The following is an 18,429-nucleotide window of genomic DNA, read 5'->3' as shown; positions in this document are numbered from 1 at the left end:
GCTCCCCCCGCCCCCTCTTTCCACGCCTTCAACGGCCGAGTCCAGTCTCCCCACGGTTCACCCAACTCCCCTAGCCTTCCCTCGACTTGATCGAAGAGGCGTCGTCGACGCCATCGACACAGAGGCAGGGAACCCACCATGGGGAAGCTCTCGCGTGCGGCCGTGACCACAGCGGTCGCGGCCGGTCTGCTCGGCGTCGCTCTCGCTCCGGCCCGGGCGGCCACGGACCGGGCGGCGGACCCGGGGCAGCTGCCGTACGCCTCGGCGACCTGGGTCGGTGTGCACAACGCGTACGAGAAGACCAAGTACGGGTACTTCGCGGACGCGCTCGACTCCGGCGCCGGCATGCTCGAACTCGACGTGTGGACCAATGTGTTCGGGCGCTCCTGGCGGGTCTCGCACAGCAACCCCATCGGCAACGACAACAACTGCGAGAACGCCGCGACGGCGGCCCAGCTGCGGACCAAGGCGAGGAACCAGGACCTCGGCGGGTGCCTGTCCGACATGAAGGCCTGGCACGACGCCCACCCGGGCCACCGGCCGATCCTCGTCAAGATCGAGATGAAGGACGGCTTCCAGGGGCAGAACGGGCGCGGCCCCGCCGCACTCGACGCTCTCCTCACGGCCCGGCTCGGTGACGCGCTGTACCGGCCCGCGGACCTCGCCGGCGGGCAGCCGGACCTCGACACCGCGGTGCGGACGAACGGCTGGCCCACGCGGTCGACACTCGCGGGCAAGTTCGTGATCGAGCTGATCCCGGGCACGGTGGAGAAGAGCAACCCGCTCGACACCCTGTGGACCGACCGCGAGTACGCCACGCATCTGCGGACCCTCGCGGGGGCGGGCCGGCTGCGCGACGCGGCCGCTTTCCCCGCGGTCCTCGGCGCGGCGGCCGGCGACCCCCGCACGCGGTACGCCGACACGACCATCCGTCCGTGGTTCGTCCTGTTCGACGGGGACGCGGGGACGTACTCCGGCGGGACCATCGACACCGCCTGGTACCAGCGCAACAGGTATCTCGTCGTGATGACGGACGCGCACAATGTGGCACCCGCCATCGACGGCACGAACCCGACCGAGACGCAGGCGCGGGACCGGGTCGGACTGCTGGCGGGACGGAGCGCGAGCGTGGTGTCGGCCGACTGGTACCCGCTGCCCTCCGTCCTCGCGACGGTGGTGCCGCGGGCCGGGGCGCAGTAACCGACGTCACTCCTGTCACGGCGGACCCGCAGTGCGGGAACCGTCTACGATGGTTTACCGTTCATCTATAAGCGGCTGCGCACGGACGTGCCCACCGCCCCTTTGCCGCCCCGGCCAGAACCCCCGTCTGGCCGGGGCTTCCCCTTGCTCACCCATCCCCCCCTCATGTGATGCAGGTCACATTGGACAGTGGCGGTGTCGAGAAGTGGTGAGGGCCCCGGCTGCGTCGTAGAGGCATGAGGAGCTGAACAGCCACCAGCCGCAGCACACCAGAGGAGCGATGCCGATGTCCCCGACCGTCGAACAGTCCGTGCCGGCCCACCTCATCAGCGACGCCCCGCAGCCCGCCCCCATGCCGGTCACCCTGTCCTACCGCGCCGATGATCCACTGGCCGTCCGGATGGTCTTCCCGGCGGCGGTCTCCCTCAGCGGCGCCACGGTGACCTGGACCTTTGCCCGCAGCCTGCTGGACGCGGGCCTGCACACCCCGTCCGGCACGGGCGATGTGCACGTGTGGCCGTGCGGACGCACCCAGACGATGGTCGAGCTGCGCTCCCCCGAGGGGGTGGCGCTCCTGCGGTTCGCGACCGGCAGGCTGCGTCACTTCTTACTGCACTCGTACGCGACCGTGCCCGTCGAGCTGGAGACACGGGCCATCGACATGGACAGCGGGCTGGCGTCCCTTCTGGGCGAGGCACGCGGCTGACCTCGGCGCCCGCCGTGGGCCCGTCCGCCGTATTACGGTTCCGGTATGGCAACTGTTGCGCCCGGCACCCGAGTAGGACCGCTGCTGCGCGGCTGGCGGGAGCGCCGCCGGGTGAGCCAGCTGGAGCTCGCCCTGCGCGCCGACTCCTCGGCCCGCCACATCAGCTTCATCGAGACGGGCCGCTCGCGCCCGAGCGAGGAGATGATCCTGCGCCTCGCGGAACACCTGGACGTGCCGGTACGGGAGCGCAACGCCCTGCTGCTGGCGGCCGGTTACGCTCCCCGGTACGCCGAGACCTCCCTCGACGACCCGGCGCTGGGCGCCCTGCGCGAGGGCCTGGAACAGCTGCTGCACGGCTATGAGCCCTACCCGGCGATCATCGTGGACGGCACCTATACCGTGATCGCCGCGAACCGCGGCATCGCGATGCTGCTGGACGGCCTTCCCGAGCACCTGCTCACGCCCCCGCTGAACGCCATGCGGATCACGCTCCACCCCGAGGGGCTGGCCCCGAAGATCCGCAACCTGCGGGAGTGGCGCGGCCATCTGCTGGCCCAGATGGAACGCCAGATCGCCCTGGCCCGCTCCACGGAACTGCGCGCGCTCTACGACGAGGTCGCGGTCTACCCCGTCCCGGACCCACCCGCCACCGAACCGCCCCCGTCCGACCCGGCGCCCGCTCCCCCGTTCGCCCTGCCGCTGCGGATCGAGCACGAGGGCCGGGTCCTGTCGTTCGTCTCCTCGATCTCCACCTTCAACACCCCGATGGACGTGACGGTCGCGGAACTGGCCATCGAGACGCTGCTCCCGGCGGACCCGGCGACGGTGAAGTACCTCCAGTCCCTGACGCCCTAGCTCATCGGGCCGGATCACCTCCGGGCCATGGCGCGCAGGGCGGACCACTGGAGAACTGCGAAGGCGGCGACGGTCATCGCCTGCAACGGGATCCACACGGCACCGGCGGTGCTGGGCTCGAGCCAGAGGGCGAGCGCGGCGATGCTGAGGACGGCCCAGGCGAGGTTGGCGTCGATGACGCACGTCACGGCGGCGACCGGAGGCTGCGGCCGCGAGGCGAGATACCCGACCCCGGCCCCGTAGACGGCGAGGAAGACCCCCAGCCCCAGCACCACCCCGGAGTCGACCCCGAGCAACCGCCCGAGGGGCCTGGAAGCCACGGCGTACGCGAGCCCGTTGACCCCGGTCACCAGGGCATCGAGCGCGAGAAACCGGCGCAGCATGGTCCGCGGTTCGGTGGTGCGGGAGATACCGGCGAGCAGGGTTGCGGACATGACGAATCAGCCTCCATCGAGGTCGTAGGGCCTGCTGGGGACCCGGAGCTCGGACGGAGTGCGCCGCCCGAGTTCCGGTACCGCAAGAGTGCCGGGCGGTGGCGGGGCGGTCGATTACGCGGGAGGTAATGGGGTGTACTCCGCTGCCGACAGCAGCGGAGTTGAGCGCTGTTTCAGAACCTGTGCCCGAACCCAATCCGGCCCGGCCGACGGTGGGGAGGCCGCCCTGTCAGGAGGGGGAAGAGGCCGTGGGCGTATTTCAGCCGCGGGCGTTGCCGAGGAGTTGGCCGCCGACGCCGAGGCCGAGGCCGTGGAGGACGTGGCCGAGGTTGATCCCGAGGATGTCGGGGTCAGCCGACCCGAAGATGTTCGCTGGTGCGGCGGGTGTCTGGGCGTGGGCAGTTCCCGACGCGCTCAGGACGGCTCCCGCGAGGGCGAGGGCGTCGTTGCTGTACGGCTATGCCGCGGCTGCCCGCTCGGCCGCGCTGCGCTCGACGCAGAACTCGTTGCCTTCGGGGTCGGCCAGTGTCGCCCAGCCGGTGCCGTCGGGGCGGCGGTGGTCGGCCACGAGAGTGGCGCCCAGGGCCAGCAGTCGCACGATCTCCTCGTCCCGGGTACGGTCCTGCGGCTGCAGATCCAGGTGCACGCGGTTCTTGACGGCGGAGGCCTTACGCTCGGGGACCGTCACGAACAGCAGCGTGGCACCCGGCGACTCGATCAGTGCCTCCGGGTCGCCCGGGTAGTCGTCGTCGGCCAGCGGAGAATCGAGGGCCTCGGCCCAGAAGCTACCGAGTCCATAGGCGTCGGCACAGTCGATGGTTATGTGTTTCACCAGGGAAGCCATGCGCGCCACTATGTCTGGGCAGGCCACGGGCTACCACCCCTTTTGGCTCCTGGAGAACCAGTTCGGGAGATCGCGTACGCGGAAAGCCCCTGGCCTGCCAAGTCCTTGAACTGGGTTCCCGGCCTGCGCCTCCTCGATGATGGGCTCATGAGCGACGACTTGGTGGCGTTCCTACGCGCCCGACTCGACGAGGAGGCCGAACTACACCCGGCGATCGCCCGGCACGTGGCTTTCCACGATCCCGCCCGCGTCCTACGTGTGATCGAGGCCAAGCGGCGCATCCTCGCCCGGCACCGGCTCAGTCCCGCCGGCGGCGACCCGAGTTGCCCTGGGAGGACCGCAACGACTGCCAGTTCGACGGCGAGGACTGGCCGTGCGACGACCTGAGGGAGTTGGTCGTGCCCTACGCCGACCATCGGGACTGCCGTGCGGAGTGGCTGCCGCACGAGATACGCACCGAACAGGGCAGCCCTCAGGGCACGCAGAGCGCCCTGTAGCGTGCCCGCGGCACCCGGAAGTGGGAGGGACGTGACTGATCACATGTGGTCGTTGATGCAGGGGGACACCCACATCGGCACGCTCGTACTCGACCACATCGATCAGCCGTGGTTCCACTGCCGTTTCACGTCGACGACCGGCTGGGAGCCGATACAGCCCACGGTGTCGGCATGGACCAGAGCCGTGGAGCAGGACCGCAGCGACGATCGTGAGACCGCCGCGGCCCTGGAAGCCGTTGACGCACTGCGGCTCGTTCTCGTGCCCGTCGGCGGCTCTGAAACGATCCACGACTTCCTGATCCACGTCGAGGGCGACCACGCACGCTTCCGCTGTTGAGGCTGCTCCCGCAGAGCACGTTCCACAGGCCTTGAACGGACCGTCCCCGGCACGGCCCCCGCCCAACTCCCTCCTTACGGAGTCATGACGTACGGCCGCCGCACCCCGGTGCGCCACCCCCGCGGAGCTAGCGTGGCCGTATGCGTGTACTGGTCACCGGCGGCGCCGGGTTCATCGGGTCCCATGTCGTCGCCGCTCTCCGGGAACGGGGGCACGAGCCCCTCGTCTTCGATGTCAAAGTCGATCCCGCAGCCGACGTGCGGGATCCGGTGGCCGTCGGGCGGGCGCTCGGTGGGGTGGATGCCGTGTGTCATCAGGCCGCGATGGTCGGGCTCGGCAACGGGGTTGCCGATGCCGCGGAGTACGTCTCGCGCAACGACCTCGGCACCGCCGTGCTGCTCGCCGCCATGGCCGAGGCCGGTGTCCGGCGGCTCGTGCTCGCCGGGTCCATGGTCGTGTACGGGGAGGGGCGGTACGCGTGCCCGCTGCACGGAGTCGTACGGCCCGGGCCGCGGGATGTCGCCGATCTCGACGCGGGGCGGTTCGAGCCCACCTGCCCGGTGTGCGGGGAGGGTCTCTCCCCCGGGCTGGTCGGGGAGGACGCCCCGGCCGATCCGCGGAACGTCTACGCGACGACCAAGCTCGCCCAGGAGCATCTGGCCGCCGTCTGGGCCCGCTGTACCGGCGGGTCGGCGGTGTCGTTGCGCTACCACAACGTGTACGGGCCGGGGATGCCCCGCGACACCCCGTACGCCGGCGTCGCCTCCTTCTTCCGCTCGGCGCTCGCCCGGGGCGAGGCACCGCGGGTGTTCGAGGACGGGGGGCAGCGGCGGGACTTCGTGCATGTCGGGGACGTGGCGGCGGCCAACCGGGTGGCGTTGGAGGCGGAGGCCGCCCCCGGGGTGCTCGCCGTGTACAACACCGGCAGCGGTGACCCGCACACCGTCGGCGAGATGGCGCGGGCGCTGGCCGCCGCGTATGGCGGACCCGAGCCGGTCGTCACCGGCGAGTACCGGCTCGGGGACGTACGGCACATCACCGCGGACTCCTCGCGGCTGCGGGACGAGCTGGGGTGGAAGCCGGAGGTCGGATTCGCGCGAGGCATGACGGAGTTCGCCCGGGCCGGGATGCAGGCGTAGCGCCCGGTGGTAGTGCGTGCCCGCGTCAGGAAGCGGCGGCGGGCAGCACCACCTCGAAGCGGCAGCCGCCGGGGATGTTGCGTACGCCGGCACGGCCCTGATGCGCTTCCACGATTCCCCGCACGATGGCGAGGCCCAGGCCCGCGCCGGCCGGGGGTGTCCGGGCGTGGGTGCCGCGCCAGCCGGTGTCGAAGACGCGCGGCAGGTCCTCCTCGGGGATGCCGCCGCAGCCGTCCGACACCGACAACACCACGCCCTCGGGGGAACGTTCCACCGAGACCGCGACCGTGCCGTCGGCCGGGGTCCGGCGGATGGCGTTGACCAGGAGGTTGCCGAGCACCCGGCTCATCTCCTTGCCGTCCACCTCCACCGGTACCGGCTCGATGCGGCCGCCGACCAGGCGCACGCCGTGCTGCCGGGCGAGCGGGTCGACTCCCGCCAGCGCGTCGCCGACCAGGTCGTAGAGGGAGATCCGGGTGGGCATCAGGGGCAGCGTGCCGGCCTGGATGCGGGAGAGTTCGAAGAGGTCGCCGACCATGTCGTTGAGGCGTTCGACCTCGGTGCGCATCTGCCGCAGATAGCGGTCGGGGTCGGCGGCGACGCCGTCCTCCAGGGCTTCCGACATGGCGCGCAGACCGGCCAGAGGGGTGCGCAGATCGTGCGAGATCCAGGCGACGAGCTCGCGCCGGGAGGCCTCCAGGGCGCGTTCCCGCTCACGGGACCGGGCGAGGCGGGCGCTGGTGGCTGCGAGTTCGTGGCTGAGGGACTCCAGCTCGGCGGTGGCCGGGCCGTCGGGGGCGGCGAAGTCCCCTCCGTCACCGAACGAGCGTGCGGCCACGGCGAGTTCGTGGCTGCGCGCGACGACCCAGCGGCCCAGCAGCAGCGCGGTGGCGAGGGAGACGACGGCCGCCATCGCGACGACGGTCGTGACGACGGTCAGGTCGTGCGGTGACAGGAACATCGCCCAGGCGACGGCGAGCGTGCCCGCGAGCATCGCCACGACGCCGACCGCGGCGACCACGGCGAGCGAAGCGGTGAGCGAGCGGCGCCGGATCAGGCGCAGGAGGCCCGCTCCGGCCAGACCGGTGGCGGCGGCACCGGCGAAGGCGTACAGGGCGATGAGCAGGGTGTCGCGCACGGTCAGTTCTCCTCGGCGGCGGCATCGAAGCGGTAGCCCACGCCCCACACGGTCTGGATCAGGCGGGGCCGGGCCTGGTCGGTCTCGACCTTGCCGCGCAGCCGGCGGATGTGGACGGTGACGGTCGACAGGTCGCCGAAGTCCCAGCCCCACACCTCGCGCATCAGGTCCTCACGGCTGAAGGCCCGCCCCGGGTTGCGCAGGAAGAAGCAGAGCAGGTCGAACTCCCGCAGGGTGAGGGCGAGTTCGGTGCCGTTCCTGGTGGCCCGGCGGGCCGCGGGGTCGAGGGTGAGACCGGCCGCCCCCAGCCGGTGTCCGGCGACGGGCCCGCTGCGGCGCAGCACCGACTCCACGCGCAGCACCAGTTCGCGAGGGCTGAAGGGCTTGGTGACGTAGTCGTCGGCGCCGACCTCCAGGCCCAGGATGCGGTCGTCCTCGTCACCGCGGGCGGTGAGCATGATGACCGGCACGGGGGCGCGCTCACGGATCCGCCGGCAGACCTCCAGGCCGTCCATGCCGGGCAGCATCAGGTCGAGCACCACCAGGTCCGGCCGGTGGGAGGCGGCGCGGGTCAGGGCCGTCGGACCGTCGTCGGCGCGGTCGACGACATAACCGGCGCGGTCCAGATACCCGGCGACGACCTCGGCGACGGTCGGGTCGTCGTCGACGACCAGGACCCGGCGGGATCTGTCGGTGGCGTGCGTCCCCGGGGACTCGTACGGCTGTTGCTGCATGTCTCCAGCCTGGCACCGTGCCGCCGGCAGGGAGCACGCCGGCCTCCGACGTCCGCGTTTCGTAAGGAGTGGGAGTCCCAAATGCCCCATTCGCGTTCGTAGGGTGAAACCGTGACCACGACACCTTCGGACGTCGATGTGGTGCTGCCCTGCCTGAACGAGGCCGAGGCCCTTCCCTGGGTGCTCGAACGGATTCCGCCGGGCTGGCGCGCCATCGTCGTCGACAACGGTTCCACCGACGGATCGGCCGCGATCGCCCGCGCGTTCGGCGCCACCGTCGTGCACGAGCCGCGCAAGGGCTTCGGCGCCGCCTGCCACACCGGGTTGACCGCCGCCACCGCCGACGTGGTGTGCTTCTGCGACTGCGACGCCTCCCTCGACCCGTCGCTCCTCGTCCCCTTCGTCCGCGAAGTGCGCGACGGCGGGGCGGACCTGGTGCTCGGCCGGCGGCGTCCGCAGGGCCGGGGCGCCTGGCCCGCACACGCCCGGGCGGGCAACCTCGCGCTCGCCCGGATACTGCGCCGCCGCACCGGGCTGCGCCTGCACGACCTCGGTCCGTTGCGCGCCGCCCGCCGGGAACCGCTGCTCGCTCTCGCCCTCACCGACCGGCGCAGCGGCTATCCGCTCCAGATGGTCGTCCGCGCGGCCGACGCCGGCTGGCGGATCGCCGAGCACGACGTGCCGTACCTGCCGCGCACCGGAGCCTCGAAGGTGACCGGCACCTGGCGCGGTACCTGGCAGGCCGTACGGGACATGAGACGCGTGCTCGGCGAGAGGCCCGCGCACCCGGCAGGCACCGCACACCCAGGGGGAACCGTCCGTTGACCACGCTGCTCGTCATCGCCAAGGAGCCGCGGCCGGGTCGGGTCAAGACCCGGCTGACTCCTCCCTTCACGTCGCACGAGGCGGCGGAGCTGGCCGAGGCGGCCCTCGCCGACACCCTGCACGCCGTGGCGGCCACCCCCGCCTCCCGGCGCGTTCTCGTCCTCGACGGCACCCCCGGCCCCTGGCTGCCGCCCGGCTTCGACGTCGTACCGCAGTGCGCGGGCGGGCTCGACGAACGGCTGGCGGACGCCTTCGCGCACTGCGACGGGCCGGCCCTGCTCATCGGCATGGACACCCCGCAGGTGACGCCCGAGCTGCTCACCGTCGATTTCGCCGCCTGCGACGCCTTCTTCGGCCCGGCCGAGGACGGCGGCTTCTGGGCGCTCGGGCTGGCGCACCCCGATCCCGCGCTGCTGCGGGGCGTGCCGATGTCGACCGCCGGGACGGGTGCGGTCCAACGGGACCGCCTCCTCGCCGCCGGTCTGCGGGTGCGCGACCTCCCGCGCCTGCGGGACGTCGACACGGCCGCCGACGCGCAGGCCGTCGCCGCACTGGCCCCGCACGGCTGCTTCGCGGCCCGGCTGGCCCGGTGCACGTCGGTCCCGGCGGTCACGTCGGACACGGCGGTCACGGGTGGTGATTGCGGACAGGGTTCGCGCACGGCACCGCCCGGCCGACCGGACGACGCCGACGCGCAGCCGCCCACCCGGCCGGCCTCGCGACCGACCACACCCCGATGAGCACGCCACCCGCCACCGCCCTCCCCTGGGCGACCGCCGACCCCTACGCCGCCGCCCTGCGCGCCGGTCACGGTCCGCTGTTCCTGCGCCGCGCCGACGGCTCGCTGCTCCCCCTCGAGGTGGAACGCTGGTGCGCCCGCGCCGACGCCGTCGACCGGAGCGTGCTGGACCGGTGCGAGCAAACGGTGCTCGACGTCGGGTGCGGGCCCGGCCGGCTGGTGGCCGAACTCGCCGCTCGGGGGCGGGCCGTCCTCGGTATCGATGTCAGCGAGGCGGCCGTCGAACACACCGTGCGGCTCGGGGGTGAGGCGCTGCGGCGTTCGGTCTTCGAGGCGATACCCGGCGAGGGCCGCTGGGGCACCGCCCTGCTCATGGACGGCAACGTCGGCATCGGCGGCGACCCGATCGCCCTGCTGGACCGGCTGGCCGTACTCCTGCGCCCCGGTGGCCTGCTGATCGCCGAGACCGTCCCGGTGGACGTCGACGAACGCGCCCGGGTGCGGGTCGTCGGTCTCGGCGACACCGACGGAACCGACCCCCTCTTTCCCTGGGCGCGGCTCGGTACGCGCGCGCTGCTGAGGTACGCACGGGGCTGGGAGCAGACCGGTCAGTGGACGGCCGGCGGACGGTGCTTCGTCTCCCTACGCAGCCACAGCCGCAGCACCAGCAGCAGCGCCGAGCCGCCGAAGAGGACGGCGGTGATCAGGAGCCAGCGGGTCAGGAACACGTCCGCGGGAAGCCCGGTGGCGGACCGGTAGCGCGCCTCGGCAGCCCCGCTGATCAGCGGGAACCACACGAGCAGGAGCAGCCCGGAGAGGGCTGCCGGTACGCGCACGTACGGGACCGAGTCCCGGCGCCGGAAGGCACCGAGCCCTCGTACGAGTGCCCGGTCGGCGACCGAGTACAAGGGCAGCAGCACGAGGTCGTGCAGCAGTGCCGCGCCCACGAACCACAGGGTGACACCGAGCCAGTCGTCCGCGAGCAGCCGCACACCCGCGTAGGCGGCGAGGGCGAACGAGCAGGCGAGCAGCAGCAGTTGCACGGGGCTGCCGATCGGGATGCGGCGAAGCGGCGGAAGCATCAGAGGTCTCCGAACGTCATCCGGGCCACCCACTTGGTGTTCAGCACACCGGGAGCCGCGGGCACGATGATGCGCGCCGGGTAGCCGTGGTCGGGCGAGAGCTGGTCGCCGTTGACGTACAGGGCGAGCAGGGAACGCGGGTCGGCCACCTGGTTGGCACGCAGGGCGGCCCGCCGGAAGGCGCCGCTGCGCTGGAGGGACTCGACGAACACGTCGGGCGGGTCGCCGTCGTATCCGGCGAGCGCCGCGAGGTCGCGCAGCCGTACCCCGCGCCACCACTGGTCCGACGTCGACCAGCCCTCCACGCAGGCGATGGGCAACGCCGCGCTGTGCAAAGGGAGTTGAAGGAGCCGGTCGCGGCTGAGGCGGACGGTGCCCGAGCGTCCCGTCACCACGAGTCGCCACGCGTCGTCGCGGGTCTCCGCCGCGACGATCCCGGCGTACCGGGCGGTCTTGTTGATCTGGAAGCCGTTCGGGCCGCTGCCGGGGTCGTCGCCGCCATGCGGTGCGAGGAGGGCGGTGCGCCGCAGCAGGCCGTCGAAGTTCTGTCCCACGGTCGTCGCGAACAGCAGCAGCGAGCCGCCTCCGACGAACCACAGAGCGCCGCGCCGGGAGACGGTCGGCTCGGCGGGGTGCGGAGACACCAGGTCGTTCTTCTCCTCCCGCAGGTGCCGCAGATTGCGCAGTGCGATGGGCATCTTCAGCAGGGCGTGGGCGACGAACGCGGCGAAGAACACCCACGCTCCGTAGAAGTGCAGCGGATAGAAGGAGCCGGGGAAAACGTAGTCGAGCTGGACGTTGAGCGCGCCGGTCACGAACTCGAACAGTGCCCCGCCCACCAGGAGCAGCAGCGAGATCCGCTCCAGGGCGTGGGCGAGCGAGCGGGCCGGCGGCAGCGCGAACAGCTTCGGCACCACGGACCACAGCTTGGCGAGCAGGACGGGGATCACCGTGATGCCGAGGGTGACGTGGATGCCCTGGTTGAGCCGGTACAGCCAGTGCGGGCTCGTCGGCCAGGAGAAGAGGTAGAAGCCGAGAATCCCCTTGTCGGGCGTCGTGTCGTTCACCGGCGACAGATCCGGGTTGTAGGCGGCGTACGACACCAGGCCCGTCACGAACAGCACGGTGATGCCGACGAGCAGGACGAGGCCCAGCACCGAGGTGAACCAGGGGCCGCGCAGCGGGCTGCGCCAGAAGCCGGGCGAGGAGGGAAGCCGTGGGGCGTCGGGGGCGGGCATGTCCCGACGGTAGGCCGGGGGCACCCCGCAAACGGGTGCGCGACCCATGACGAAACGCTGACATCGGCCCGGACGGCGGTCCCTGGAGCGGTCGCGCGGCCTAGCGTTCCCGTGTGATCCGCACCCTGCCCCCCGCCGGGCCCGACGCCGTACCCACCCGCGCCCCCCGCGGCCTCCGCCATGACCTGTACGCCGCCGGGGCGGCCGCGCTGCTCGTGACGGCGGCCGTGCTGGTCGGCCGCCACCTCCAGGGGACCAGCGGGACGCTGCTCGTCAACTGGCCCCCGCTGCTGGCGTCCTGGGGACCCCATGTGGGCCCCGGCACACCGGCGGCCGTGCTGGTGGCGATCGCCACCGTGGTGTACGGGCCCGCCCTCGCGGCCCGTCTCTCCTGGCGGGTCCTGCTCCCGCTGACGTGGGCCGCGGCCATGGCGTGGATCTGCTCCCTCGCCCTGATCGACGGGTGGCACCGGGGTATCGCCGTCCGGCTCACCACCCGCCACGAGTACCTCCGGGCCGTCGACCGCTTCCACGACATCCCGGCAGCCCTGCGGGACTTCACCTCGCACATCCTCATCGACTCCCCCGATAACTGGCCCGCCCACGTCGCCGGCCATCCGCCCGGCGCCACACTCACCTTCGTGCTGCTCGACCGGGTCGGGCTGGGAGGCGGGGTCTGGGCCGGAGTGTGGTGCATCACCGTCGGAGCGACGGCCTGCGTGGCCGTGCTGGTGACGATCCGCGCCCTGGCCGACGAGTCACTCGCGCGCAGGGCTGCGCCCTTCCTCGTGCTCGCCCCGGCAGCGGTGTGGATGGGTACCTCGGCCGACGCGTACTTCGCGGCGGTGGCGGCGTGGGGGGTGGCGCTGCTGGCCCTGGCGGTCACCAGGCGGTCCGCACCGTGTGCGGGGGCGTCGGGACTGCTGTTCGGTCTGACCTGCTATCTGTCGTACGGTCTCACGCTCTTCGCCCTGATCGCGGCGGCGGTGCTGGTGCTCGGCCGGCACGGAATCCGGGAGCGCCCCGGCCTGTCGGTCGCGCTGCTCGCCGGGCTGGCGGTGGTCCCGGCGGCGTTCACGCTCGCCGGGTTCGCCTGGTGGGAGGCGTACGACGTGCTGGTCACGCGCTACTACCAGGGCGCGGGCGGCATCCGTCCCTACGGCTACTGGGTGTGGGGCAACCTGGCGTGCGCGGTGCTCATCACGGGTCTGGCGACGGCGGCGGGGCTGCGACGGTCCGGAGCGCTGCTCCTGCGGCACCGTGGCGGTGCGCTCACCCGCCCCGGCGGCCCCGCCGCCGACACCCGTCTCGCGCTCCTCGTGTCCGCCGCCCTCCTTGCCCTGCTGGTCGCCGACCTGTCCGGCATGAGCAAGGCGGAGACGGAACGCATCTGGCTCCCCTTCGCCCTGTGGCTGCTTCCGGCCTGCGCGTTCCTCCCCCGTGCCCGCGGCTGGCTCGCCGCCCAGGCACTGCCGGCGCTGCTCCTCAACCATCTGCTGCTGACCGGCTGGTGACGGGTCGCGGCCTCCGGGTGGGGAGAAAGGTCGGCACCCCGGGCAATCCGCCGGCCCTCCCGCTCCGAAGACAACGGTGACGGCGCGCCCACCGGCGGTGCGCGGATCACCCGGGTACTGGGGGCGCAGATGCGAGCGACGGTACGGGTACGGGTACTGGCCACGGACGGGCCGCAGGTGTGGATCGCCGTGAGCGGACGGCTGGCGCGGAGCACTCTGCCCGCCCTCGCCCAGGCGCTGCGGGAGCGAGCGGGCGAGGGGTTCACGGCGATCTTCGTGGACATCAGTACGCTTGCCGACGACCGGGACGTACCGGCCGACGCGTTACGGGAGTTGTTCCCCGGCGGCGCGCGGCTGACGTTCCACCTCATCGGTGCTGCCGACGGTCTTCGATTGCAACCCGGCCACGATCGCCGCCTGGTCTTCCATCCGGACCCCTCGTCGGCGTGGACTGTCTGGGTGTGCGGTCCGCCCCCGAGGGGCGCCAGGGGCCGCCGAGCCGCACGTACCCCCGCCGTCCGTACCCGTAGCCGCAGGAGTTCCCTTGGCAGCGTCACCTGAACCCGGTAAGCCCGTCCCCGACTTCACCCTCCCCGGAGGCGTGCTCGTGGACGGCGCCTTCGAGCGGCGTGAGTTCTCGCTCGCCGCTGTGAAGGGGCGGCCGCTCGTGCTCGCGTTCTACCCCGGGGACGACACCACCGTCTGCACCAAGCAGCTGTGTTCGTACTCCAGCGGTCTGGAGTCGTTCACGGAGTGCGGCGCCGAGGTGTGGGGGATCAGCCCACAGGGGGTGGACAGCCACGAGGCGTTCGCGCGCAAGCACGGGCTGCGGATGCCGCTGCTCGCGGACACCGACCGGGCGGTCTCCAAGGCGTTCGGGGTCGCGGCCCCGGGGATCGGGCTGCGGCGCGCGGTGTTCGTCGTCGCCGGGGACGGCACCCTGCACTGGAAGCATGTCGCCCTGTTCGGCGCGACGTTCCAGTCGAAGGAGACCCTGGCCGCGCAGCTCGCCGCGCTCCAGGAGGCGTAGTCCGTGGGGCGAGTGGCTGCCGGTCGCAGCCACTCGCCCGCGTGTGTCAGGCGGTCGGCGGTGCGCCTGAGGGGCGGCCCGCGCCCCGTGTCAGCGCGTATCCGGCGATCGCGCCGAGCGCACAGAGCAGCCCGCCCGCGACCGTCCAGATCCAGCGGTCCGACCACCAGCCGGAGGACCAGCCGTCCTCGGGCTCAGCGAAAACGCCCGCCTGCTTCGGTTCGCCCGCCTCGTCGGCCGTCTTCGCGCCCGCCACCAGCGGAGCGGCGAGTGAGCCGTCCACGGCGGAGGCGCCGCCCACGTCGGACACGTCCGCACGGACCTCGGCGCGGACCGGCAGTCCGAGGTCCTCCTCGGGGAGCTCGGTCACGGTCAGACGGACGTAGTAACTGCCGGGCAGCGGATCGTTGTCCCACGGCTCCGCCCAGGAACGGACGGTCCGCAGCGTGCAGGACAGCTCCACGGTCGCCGCGCCCTTCGAGGCCGCCCGGGTCTGCATGCCGTACATACAGGCCTGGCGCCGGCGCAGCCCGTCGTACACATCGAGCTGCCAGGTGGACGCCCCGGTCCGGGTGGCCGACTCGGGCAGGGTGACGGTGGCCTTCACCGTGGCCCGGTGGCCCGCGTCCGCCGGGAACACCCAGTACAGATAGTCGCCCGCCGACGCGGTGGCGGTGGCGGGCTGCCCCTGCTCGATCGCGGTGGCGTCACGGAAACCGGTACCGGCCTCGGTCGGTCCCGCCCCGCTCGCGCCGTCGCTCGGCGACGGCGACGGGTCGTCGGCGACGGCGGCACCCGCCGAGCCGCTCAGTGCGGCGGCGGCGAGCAGCACGGTCGTCAGTGCGCGTGCGATACGCATCAGTTGGTCCTCCATACGGCGACGCGCCAGCGCGAGATCCAGCCCCACAGCACTCCGGCCAGCAGGCCCGTGAGCGCGAGGACGGCCAGGAGCCACCAGCCGCGGCCGAGACCGAAGGCGGCGACGTCGGACGACCCGTCGGGCGCGTCCACGATGTCGACGGTGAGCTCGACGGGCATACCGGGCGTGGTCTTCACCGCGGGGGCCGCGGCGAAGGCGTTGCTGACCTCCAGGCAGACGGACTCGGCGGCGGGCTTGGAGTCGTCCGTGTCGTCGGCATCGTCGGCGGACTCGGGCTTCGGATAGCGCAGGCCGGTGGAGATGACGTCGGTGCGTCCGTCACCCGCCTCCGAACCGCGGACGATCTCCCGGCCGTGCACGGTGACGGCCCGCAGGAGCACGCCGTAGTCGTTGTTGACGGCACGGTCGGCGCCGATGCTCACCGAGGCGCGCAGCTCCTGGCCGGGCAGCACGTCCACGCGGTACCAGCGGTGCTGACCGAACGTCTCCCGGTCGCTGTAGAGGCCCGGTTCGAGCCGCGGGGCCTTCGCGCACTGTGCCGCGCCCTGGGTGGCGACGGGGGTGACCACGGGCTCGGCCGCGCGGTCGACCAACTGGTTGACGCGGTCGGACAGTTCGTCGGTGTGCTGCACCGAGGTGTAGGTGCCGCCGGTGGCTTCCGCGATACAGCTCAGCTGGTTGCGGGTCTTCGCGTCCGGGACCAGTCCCAGGGTGTCGATGACGAGGTGGATGCCCTTGGCCGCGATGTCGCGCGCGACCTCGCACGGGTCGAGCGGGGCGCAGGTGTCCTCGCCGTCCGTGATGAGCACGATCCGCCGGGTGCCGTCGCCGCCCTCGAGGTCGTCGGCCGCGCCGAGCAGCGCCGGGCCGATGGGCGTCCAGCCGGTGGGGGCGAGGGTGGCGATCGCGGTCTTGGCCTCGGTCCGGTCGAGCGGCCCGACGGGGTAGAGCTGCTTGGTGTCCTTGCAGCCGACCTTTCTGTCCTTGCCGGGGTAGTCGGCCCCGAGGGTGCGTATGCCGAGCCGGACTTCGGCGGGCACGGCGTCCAGTACGTCGTTGAAGGCCTGCTTCGCCGCCGACATACGGGTCTGGCCGTCGATGTCGCGGGCACGCATCGAGCCGCTCACGTCGAGCACCAACTCGACCTTGGGAGCTGCCTCGGGGGACTTGTCCGCCGGTTCGTCGTCGGCGGCTGCGCCGGCCGGGAAGAGCCCGACGGCGAGGGCGGCGAGCAGGCCGCACGCCCCGGCCGCCAGCCGTTTTCTATTGATCATCAGCGGATCGTATTGATGATCCGCCGATGCTCCAAAACGGGCCGGTGGCAGGGGCGTCGGGCGCTGTGGGAGCGTCAGACGGTGCGGTCGTCGGTGCGCGAACGGCGGGCGTCCGGCCTCGGTTCCGACTCGGTCTCGGGAGGCCTGCGCCGCTCGGTGGGCTCGACGGTGTGCGTGGTCTCGGTGCGCGCCGCCTCGGCGCGGACCATGGCGCTGAGCGCGGCGAACGGGTCGATGGGCATGGCTGTGCACCTCGCGTGATGTGGGGGTGATGGTGCGGAACAGTGCTGGGGTCCCTCAGCACTGTCAGCAGCGCAGCACCACACAACGCACGGCGAGCGGTACACGTGGCGGCCCGTCCGGAAAACGCTGGGAGGGCCGGACGGCTCGTCCGCCGGGCCCGGCGCCGGCATCGTCACCCGGCGGCCGCACCGAGGCGCGGGCGCGGGCCGGCGCGGAGGTCCCGGTGTCGCCCTCTTCGGGCTGGCCCGGATGCGTCGGGTCGGCGGGCGCGGAGGCCGGCGGCCGGAGTTCGCCCACCGCCATGGTCTGCGCCCCGGGTCCGAGGGACATGCCCAACAGGGCGAGGAGAGCCACCAGCGCTATCGGCGCAGCCCGGCGCGCCAGGGCGCGGAGGGCGACGGTGTACGGCGCGGGCTGGTTCATGGGGCGTGACCTTCCTGGACAGGCCTCCTTTACCCCTGCGGGCCCGCGGCGCGGCCGCCGTGGCCACAGTTCCCCTCCACCGGGGGACGCCCGTTAGCCCGATTCCCGTACACGCCGGATCCGGACGGGTGCACCGGCCCGCCGCACGGACGGCTCCACCGGCCCTCACACCCCGTGCGGCCGGATCACCGTCACTCCGCTGCCGGGCGCGGTGCCGAGCGACGCGAGCGCCTCCGGAACGGCGTCCAGACCGATCTCCTTCGTCACGAGGAGGTCCGGGCGCAGCGACCCGGACGCGACCATCGCCATCATCTCCGGGTAGTCGTGGGCGGCCATGCCGTGGCTGCCGAGGATCTCCAGCTCCAGCGGCACGACCCGGTCCATCGGGAGCCGTACGCCATCGGGCAGCAGGCCCACCTGGATGTGACGGCCCTGACGGCGCAGGCACTGGACCGAGTTCACGCAGGTCACCGGGGAGCCGAGGGCGTCCAGCGAGAGGTGGGCGCCGCCGCCGGTCATCTCACGGACGGCTTCGGCCACGCCGCCGTCCGTGGCGGAGTCGGCCGCGCCGCTGTTCGGGGTGGTGTTGGGCGGGACCGGGGCGTTGACGCCACCGGGCAGTGTGGAGGCGTCGACACAGACCTCGGCGCCGACCGCCCGCGCCAGTTCCAAGGCCTCCGGCGACACGTCGACCGCGACCACCCGCGCCCCGCAGGCCGCGGCGATCATCACGGCGGACAGGCCCACCCCGCCGCAGCCGTGCACCGCGACCCACTCCCCCGCCCGCACCCGGCCCTGGCCCACCACCGCGCGGAAGGCGGTCGCGAACCGGCAGCCGAGACCGGCCGCGGTGGCGAAGGACATCGCGTCGGGCAGGGCCACCAGATTGGTGTCGGCGTACCGGAGCGGCACGTACTGCGCGAACGACCCCCAGTGCGTGAACCCGGGCTGCTCCTGCCGTTCGCACACCTGCTGCGCTCCCCGCGCGCACGCGGCGCAGCGGCCGCAGGCGCAGATGAAGGGCACGGTGACACGGTCCCCCGGGTGCCAGTTGGTGACGTCCGCGCCGACCGACTCGACGACACCGGCCAGTTCGTGGCCGGGCACATGCGGCAGCGTGATGTCGGCGTCGTGGCCCATCCAGCCGTGCCAGTCGCTGCGGCACAGCCCGGTCGCCTCGACGCGGATCACCGCACCGTCCTCCGCGGGCTCCGGTCGGGGCACCTCCCGTACGGCGAGCGGCTTCCTGAACTCCTCGAACACGACAGCACGCACCCGGCACTCCCCAGATCGGCAC

22 protein-coding genes and 1 pseudogene are annotated in these 18,429 nt (G+C 72.7%); 13 read left to right on the top strand and 10 right to left on the bottom strand.

Annotated elements, in window-relative coordinates; genetic code table 11:
• The first annotated feature begins 138 nt into the window (after nt 1-138).
• The 3 genes from OHA05_RS29910 (at nt 139) to OHA05_RS29900 (ending at nt 2,761) form a co-directional block, all read left to right on the top strand.
• A complete protein-coding gene (locus OHA05_RS29910) occupies nt 139-1,200 on the top strand; it encodes a phosphatidylinositol-specific phospholipase C domain-containing protein (protein ID WP_328862220.1) in 1,062 nt (353 codons plus the stop codon).
• Between the two features lie 286 nt (nt 1,201-1,486).
• A complete protein-coding gene (locus OHA05_RS29905) occupies nt 1,487-1,906 on the top strand; it encodes an SsgA family sporulation/cell division regulator (RefSeq protein WP_313943169.1) in 420 nt (139 codons plus the stop codon).
• A 45-nt stretch (nt 1,907-1,951) separates the two neighbouring features.
• Nucleotides 1,952-2,761: a helix-turn-helix domain-containing protein gene (locus OHA05_RS29900; protein WP_313943170.1), complete on the top strand. Its 810-nt coding sequence runs from the start codon at nt 1,952-1,954 to the stop codon at nt 2,759-2,761.
• Nucleotides 2,762-2,775: 14 nt separating this feature from the next.
• On the opposite strand, the gene OHA05_RS29895 is transcribed toward OHA05_RS29900, so the two are convergent.
• Nucleotides 2,776-3,195, bottom strand: a complete 420-nt coding sequence (locus tag OHA05_RS29895) for a hypothetical protein (protein ID WP_313943172.1) — start codon at nt 3,193-3,195, stop codon at nt 2,776-2,778.
• A gap of 466 nt (nt 3,196-3,661) precedes the next feature.
• Nucleotides 3,662-4,039: pseudogene (locus tag OHA05_RS29890) on the bottom strand (VOC family protein); the annotation flags it as partial.
• A 147-nt stretch (nt 4,040-4,186) separates the two neighbouring features.
• Here OHA05_RS29890 and OHA05_RS29885 point away from each other — a divergent pair.
• From OHA05_RS29885 to OHA05_RS29870, 4 genes are all read left to right on the top strand, one after another.
• Nucleotides 4,187-4,426, top strand: coding sequence for a DUF6221 family protein (locus tag OHA05_RS29885; protein WP_328862219.1), 240 nt, complete (start codon nt 4,187-4,189; stop codon nt 4,424-4,426).
• Nucleotides 4,363-4,536, top strand: coding sequence for a hypothetical protein (locus OHA05_RS29880; RefSeq protein ID WP_328863547.1), 174 nt, complete (start codon nt 4,363-4,365; stop codon nt 4,534-4,536). Before OHA05_RS29885 ends, OHA05_RS29880 begins: the two co-directional genes overlap by 64 nt.
• Nucleotides 4,537-4,567: 31 nt before the next feature.
• Complete coding sequence (locus tag OHA05_RS29875) at nt 4,568-4,873, top strand: hypothetical protein (protein ID WP_328862218.1); 306 nt, start codon at nt 4,568-4,570, stop codon at nt 4,871-4,873.
• Nucleotides 4,874-5,013: 140 nt separating this feature from the next.
• Nucleotides 5,014-6,012, top strand: coding sequence for an NAD-dependent epimerase/dehydratase family protein (locus OHA05_RS29870; protein ID WP_328862217.1), 999 nt, complete (start codon nt 5,014-5,016; stop codon nt 6,010-6,012).
• A 25-nt stretch (nt 6,013-6,037) separates the two neighbouring features.
• Here OHA05_RS29870 and OHA05_RS29865 read toward each other — a convergent pair whose 3' ends face one another.
• Entirely contained in the window at nt 6,038-7,150 is a 1,113-nt protein-coding gene (locus tag OHA05_RS29865) for a sensor histidine kinase (RefSeq protein ID WP_313943176.1), read from the bottom strand.
• 2 nt (nt 7,151-7,152) lie between these two features.
• Nucleotides 7,153-7,884, bottom strand: coding sequence for a response regulator transcription factor (locus tag OHA05_RS29860; RefSeq protein WP_328862216.1), 732 nt, complete (start codon nt 7,882-7,884; stop codon nt 7,153-7,155).
• A 111-nt stretch (nt 7,885-7,995) separates the two neighbouring features.
• Here OHA05_RS29860 and OHA05_RS29855 point away from each other — a divergent pair, with 111 nt between their 5' ends.
• From OHA05_RS29855 to OHA05_RS29845, 3 genes are read left to right on the top strand one after another with little or no spacing between them, the layout of a single operon-like run.
• Complete coding sequence (locus tag OHA05_RS29855) at nt 7,996-8,709, top strand: glycosyltransferase family 2 protein (protein ID WP_328862215.1); 714 nt, start codon at nt 7,996-7,998, stop codon at nt 8,707-8,709.
• Nucleotides 8,706-9,449, top strand: a complete 744-nt coding sequence (locus OHA05_RS29850) for a TIGR04282 family arsenosugar biosynthesis glycosyltransferase (protein WP_328862214.1) — start codon at nt 8,706-8,708, stop codon at nt 9,447-9,449. The genes OHA05_RS29855 and OHA05_RS29850 overlap by 4 nt, the downstream gene beginning before the upstream one ends.
• The gene (locus OHA05_RS29845; RefSeq protein ID WP_328862213.1) at nt 9,446-10,207 is read left to right on the top strand and encodes a class I SAM-dependent methyltransferase; all 762 of its coding nucleotides are present in this window, start codon (nt 9,446-9,448) and stop codon (nt 10,205-10,207) included. Before OHA05_RS29850 ends, OHA05_RS29845 begins: the two co-directional genes overlap by 4 nt.
• A 322-nt stretch (nt 10,208-10,529) precedes the next feature.
• On the opposite strand, the gene OHA05_RS29840 is transcribed toward OHA05_RS29845, so the two are convergent.
• On the bottom strand, nt 10,530-11,768 hold the full coding sequence (locus OHA05_RS29840; RefSeq protein ID WP_328862212.1) for a molybdopterin-dependent oxidoreductase: 1,239 nt from the start codon (nt 11,766-11,768) through the stop codon (nt 10,530-10,532).
• A gap of 125 nt (nt 11,769-11,893) precedes the next feature.
• Between OHA05_RS29840 and OHA05_RS29835 the strand changes: the two genes are divergently transcribed.
• The 3 genes from OHA05_RS29835 to OHA05_RS29825 all read left to right on the top strand — a co-directional run bounded on the left by OHA05_RS29835 (nt 11,894) and on the right by OHA05_RS29825 (nt 14,312).
• Nucleotides 11,894-13,282 (top strand): hypothetical protein, encoded by a 1,389-nt coding sequence (locus OHA05_RS29835; RefSeq protein WP_328863479.1) that lies wholly within the window; start codon nt 11,894-11,896, stop codon nt 13,280-13,282.
• 129 nt (nt 13,283-13,411) lie between these two features.
• The gene (locus OHA05_RS29830) at nt 13,412-13,843 is read left to right on the top strand and encodes a hypothetical protein (RefSeq protein ID WP_313943184.1); all 432 of its coding nucleotides are present in this window, start codon (nt 13,412-13,414) and stop codon (nt 13,841-13,843) included.
• The gene (locus OHA05_RS29825; RefSeq protein WP_313943185.1) at nt 13,827-14,312 is read left to right on the top strand and encodes a peroxiredoxin; all 486 of its coding nucleotides are present in this window, start codon (nt 13,827-13,829) and stop codon (nt 14,310-14,312) included. The genes OHA05_RS29830 and OHA05_RS29825 overlap by 17 nt, the downstream gene beginning before the upstream one ends.
• Before the next feature lie 46 nt (nt 14,313-14,358).
• Here OHA05_RS29825 and OHA05_RS29820 read toward each other — a convergent pair whose 3' ends face one another.
• From OHA05_RS29820 to OHA05_RS29800, 5 genes are all read right to left on the bottom strand, one after another.
• Nucleotides 14,359-15,171: a hypothetical protein gene (locus OHA05_RS29820; RefSeq protein WP_328862211.1), complete on the bottom strand. Its 813-nt coding sequence runs from the start codon at nt 15,169-15,171 to the stop codon at nt 14,359-14,361.
• On the bottom strand, nt 15,171-16,466 hold the full coding sequence (locus OHA05_RS29815) for a VWA domain-containing protein (RefSeq protein ID WP_313943187.1): 1,296 nt from the start codon (nt 16,464-16,466) through the stop codon (nt 15,171-15,173). The genes OHA05_RS29820 and OHA05_RS29815 overlap by 1 nt, the downstream gene beginning before the upstream one ends.
• A 74-nt stretch (nt 16,467-16,540) precedes the next feature.
• Nucleotides 16,541-16,708 carry a hypothetical protein gene (locus OHA05_RS29810; RefSeq protein ID WP_313943188.1) on the bottom strand — a complete coding sequence of 56 codons (168 nt, stop codon included), beginning with the start codon at nt 16,706-16,708 and terminating at the stop codon, nt 16,541-16,543.
• Between the two features lie 64 nt (nt 16,709-16,772).
• The gene (locus OHA05_RS29805) at nt 16,773-17,132 is read right to left on the bottom strand and encodes a hypothetical protein (RefSeq protein ID WP_328862210.1); all 360 of its coding nucleotides are present in this window, start codon (nt 17,130-17,132) and stop codon (nt 16,773-16,775) included.
• Between the two features lie 165 nt (nt 17,133-17,297).
• Entirely contained in the window at nt 17,298-18,407 is a 1,110-nt protein-coding gene (locus tag OHA05_RS29800; RefSeq protein WP_328862209.1) for a zinc-dependent alcohol dehydrogenase family protein, read from the bottom strand.
• Nucleotides 18,408-18,429: the final 22 nt, after the last annotated feature.

Origin of the sequence: Streptomyces sp. NBC_00306, from assembly GCF_036169555.1 — a bacterium.
GTDB lineage: Bacteria > Actinomycetota > Actinomycetes > Streptomycetales > Streptomycetaceae > Streptomyces > Streptomyces achmelvichensis.
The sequence above is the reverse complement of the archived record's forward strand: the minus strand, read 5'-3'. Positions and strand labels throughout refer to the sequence as shown.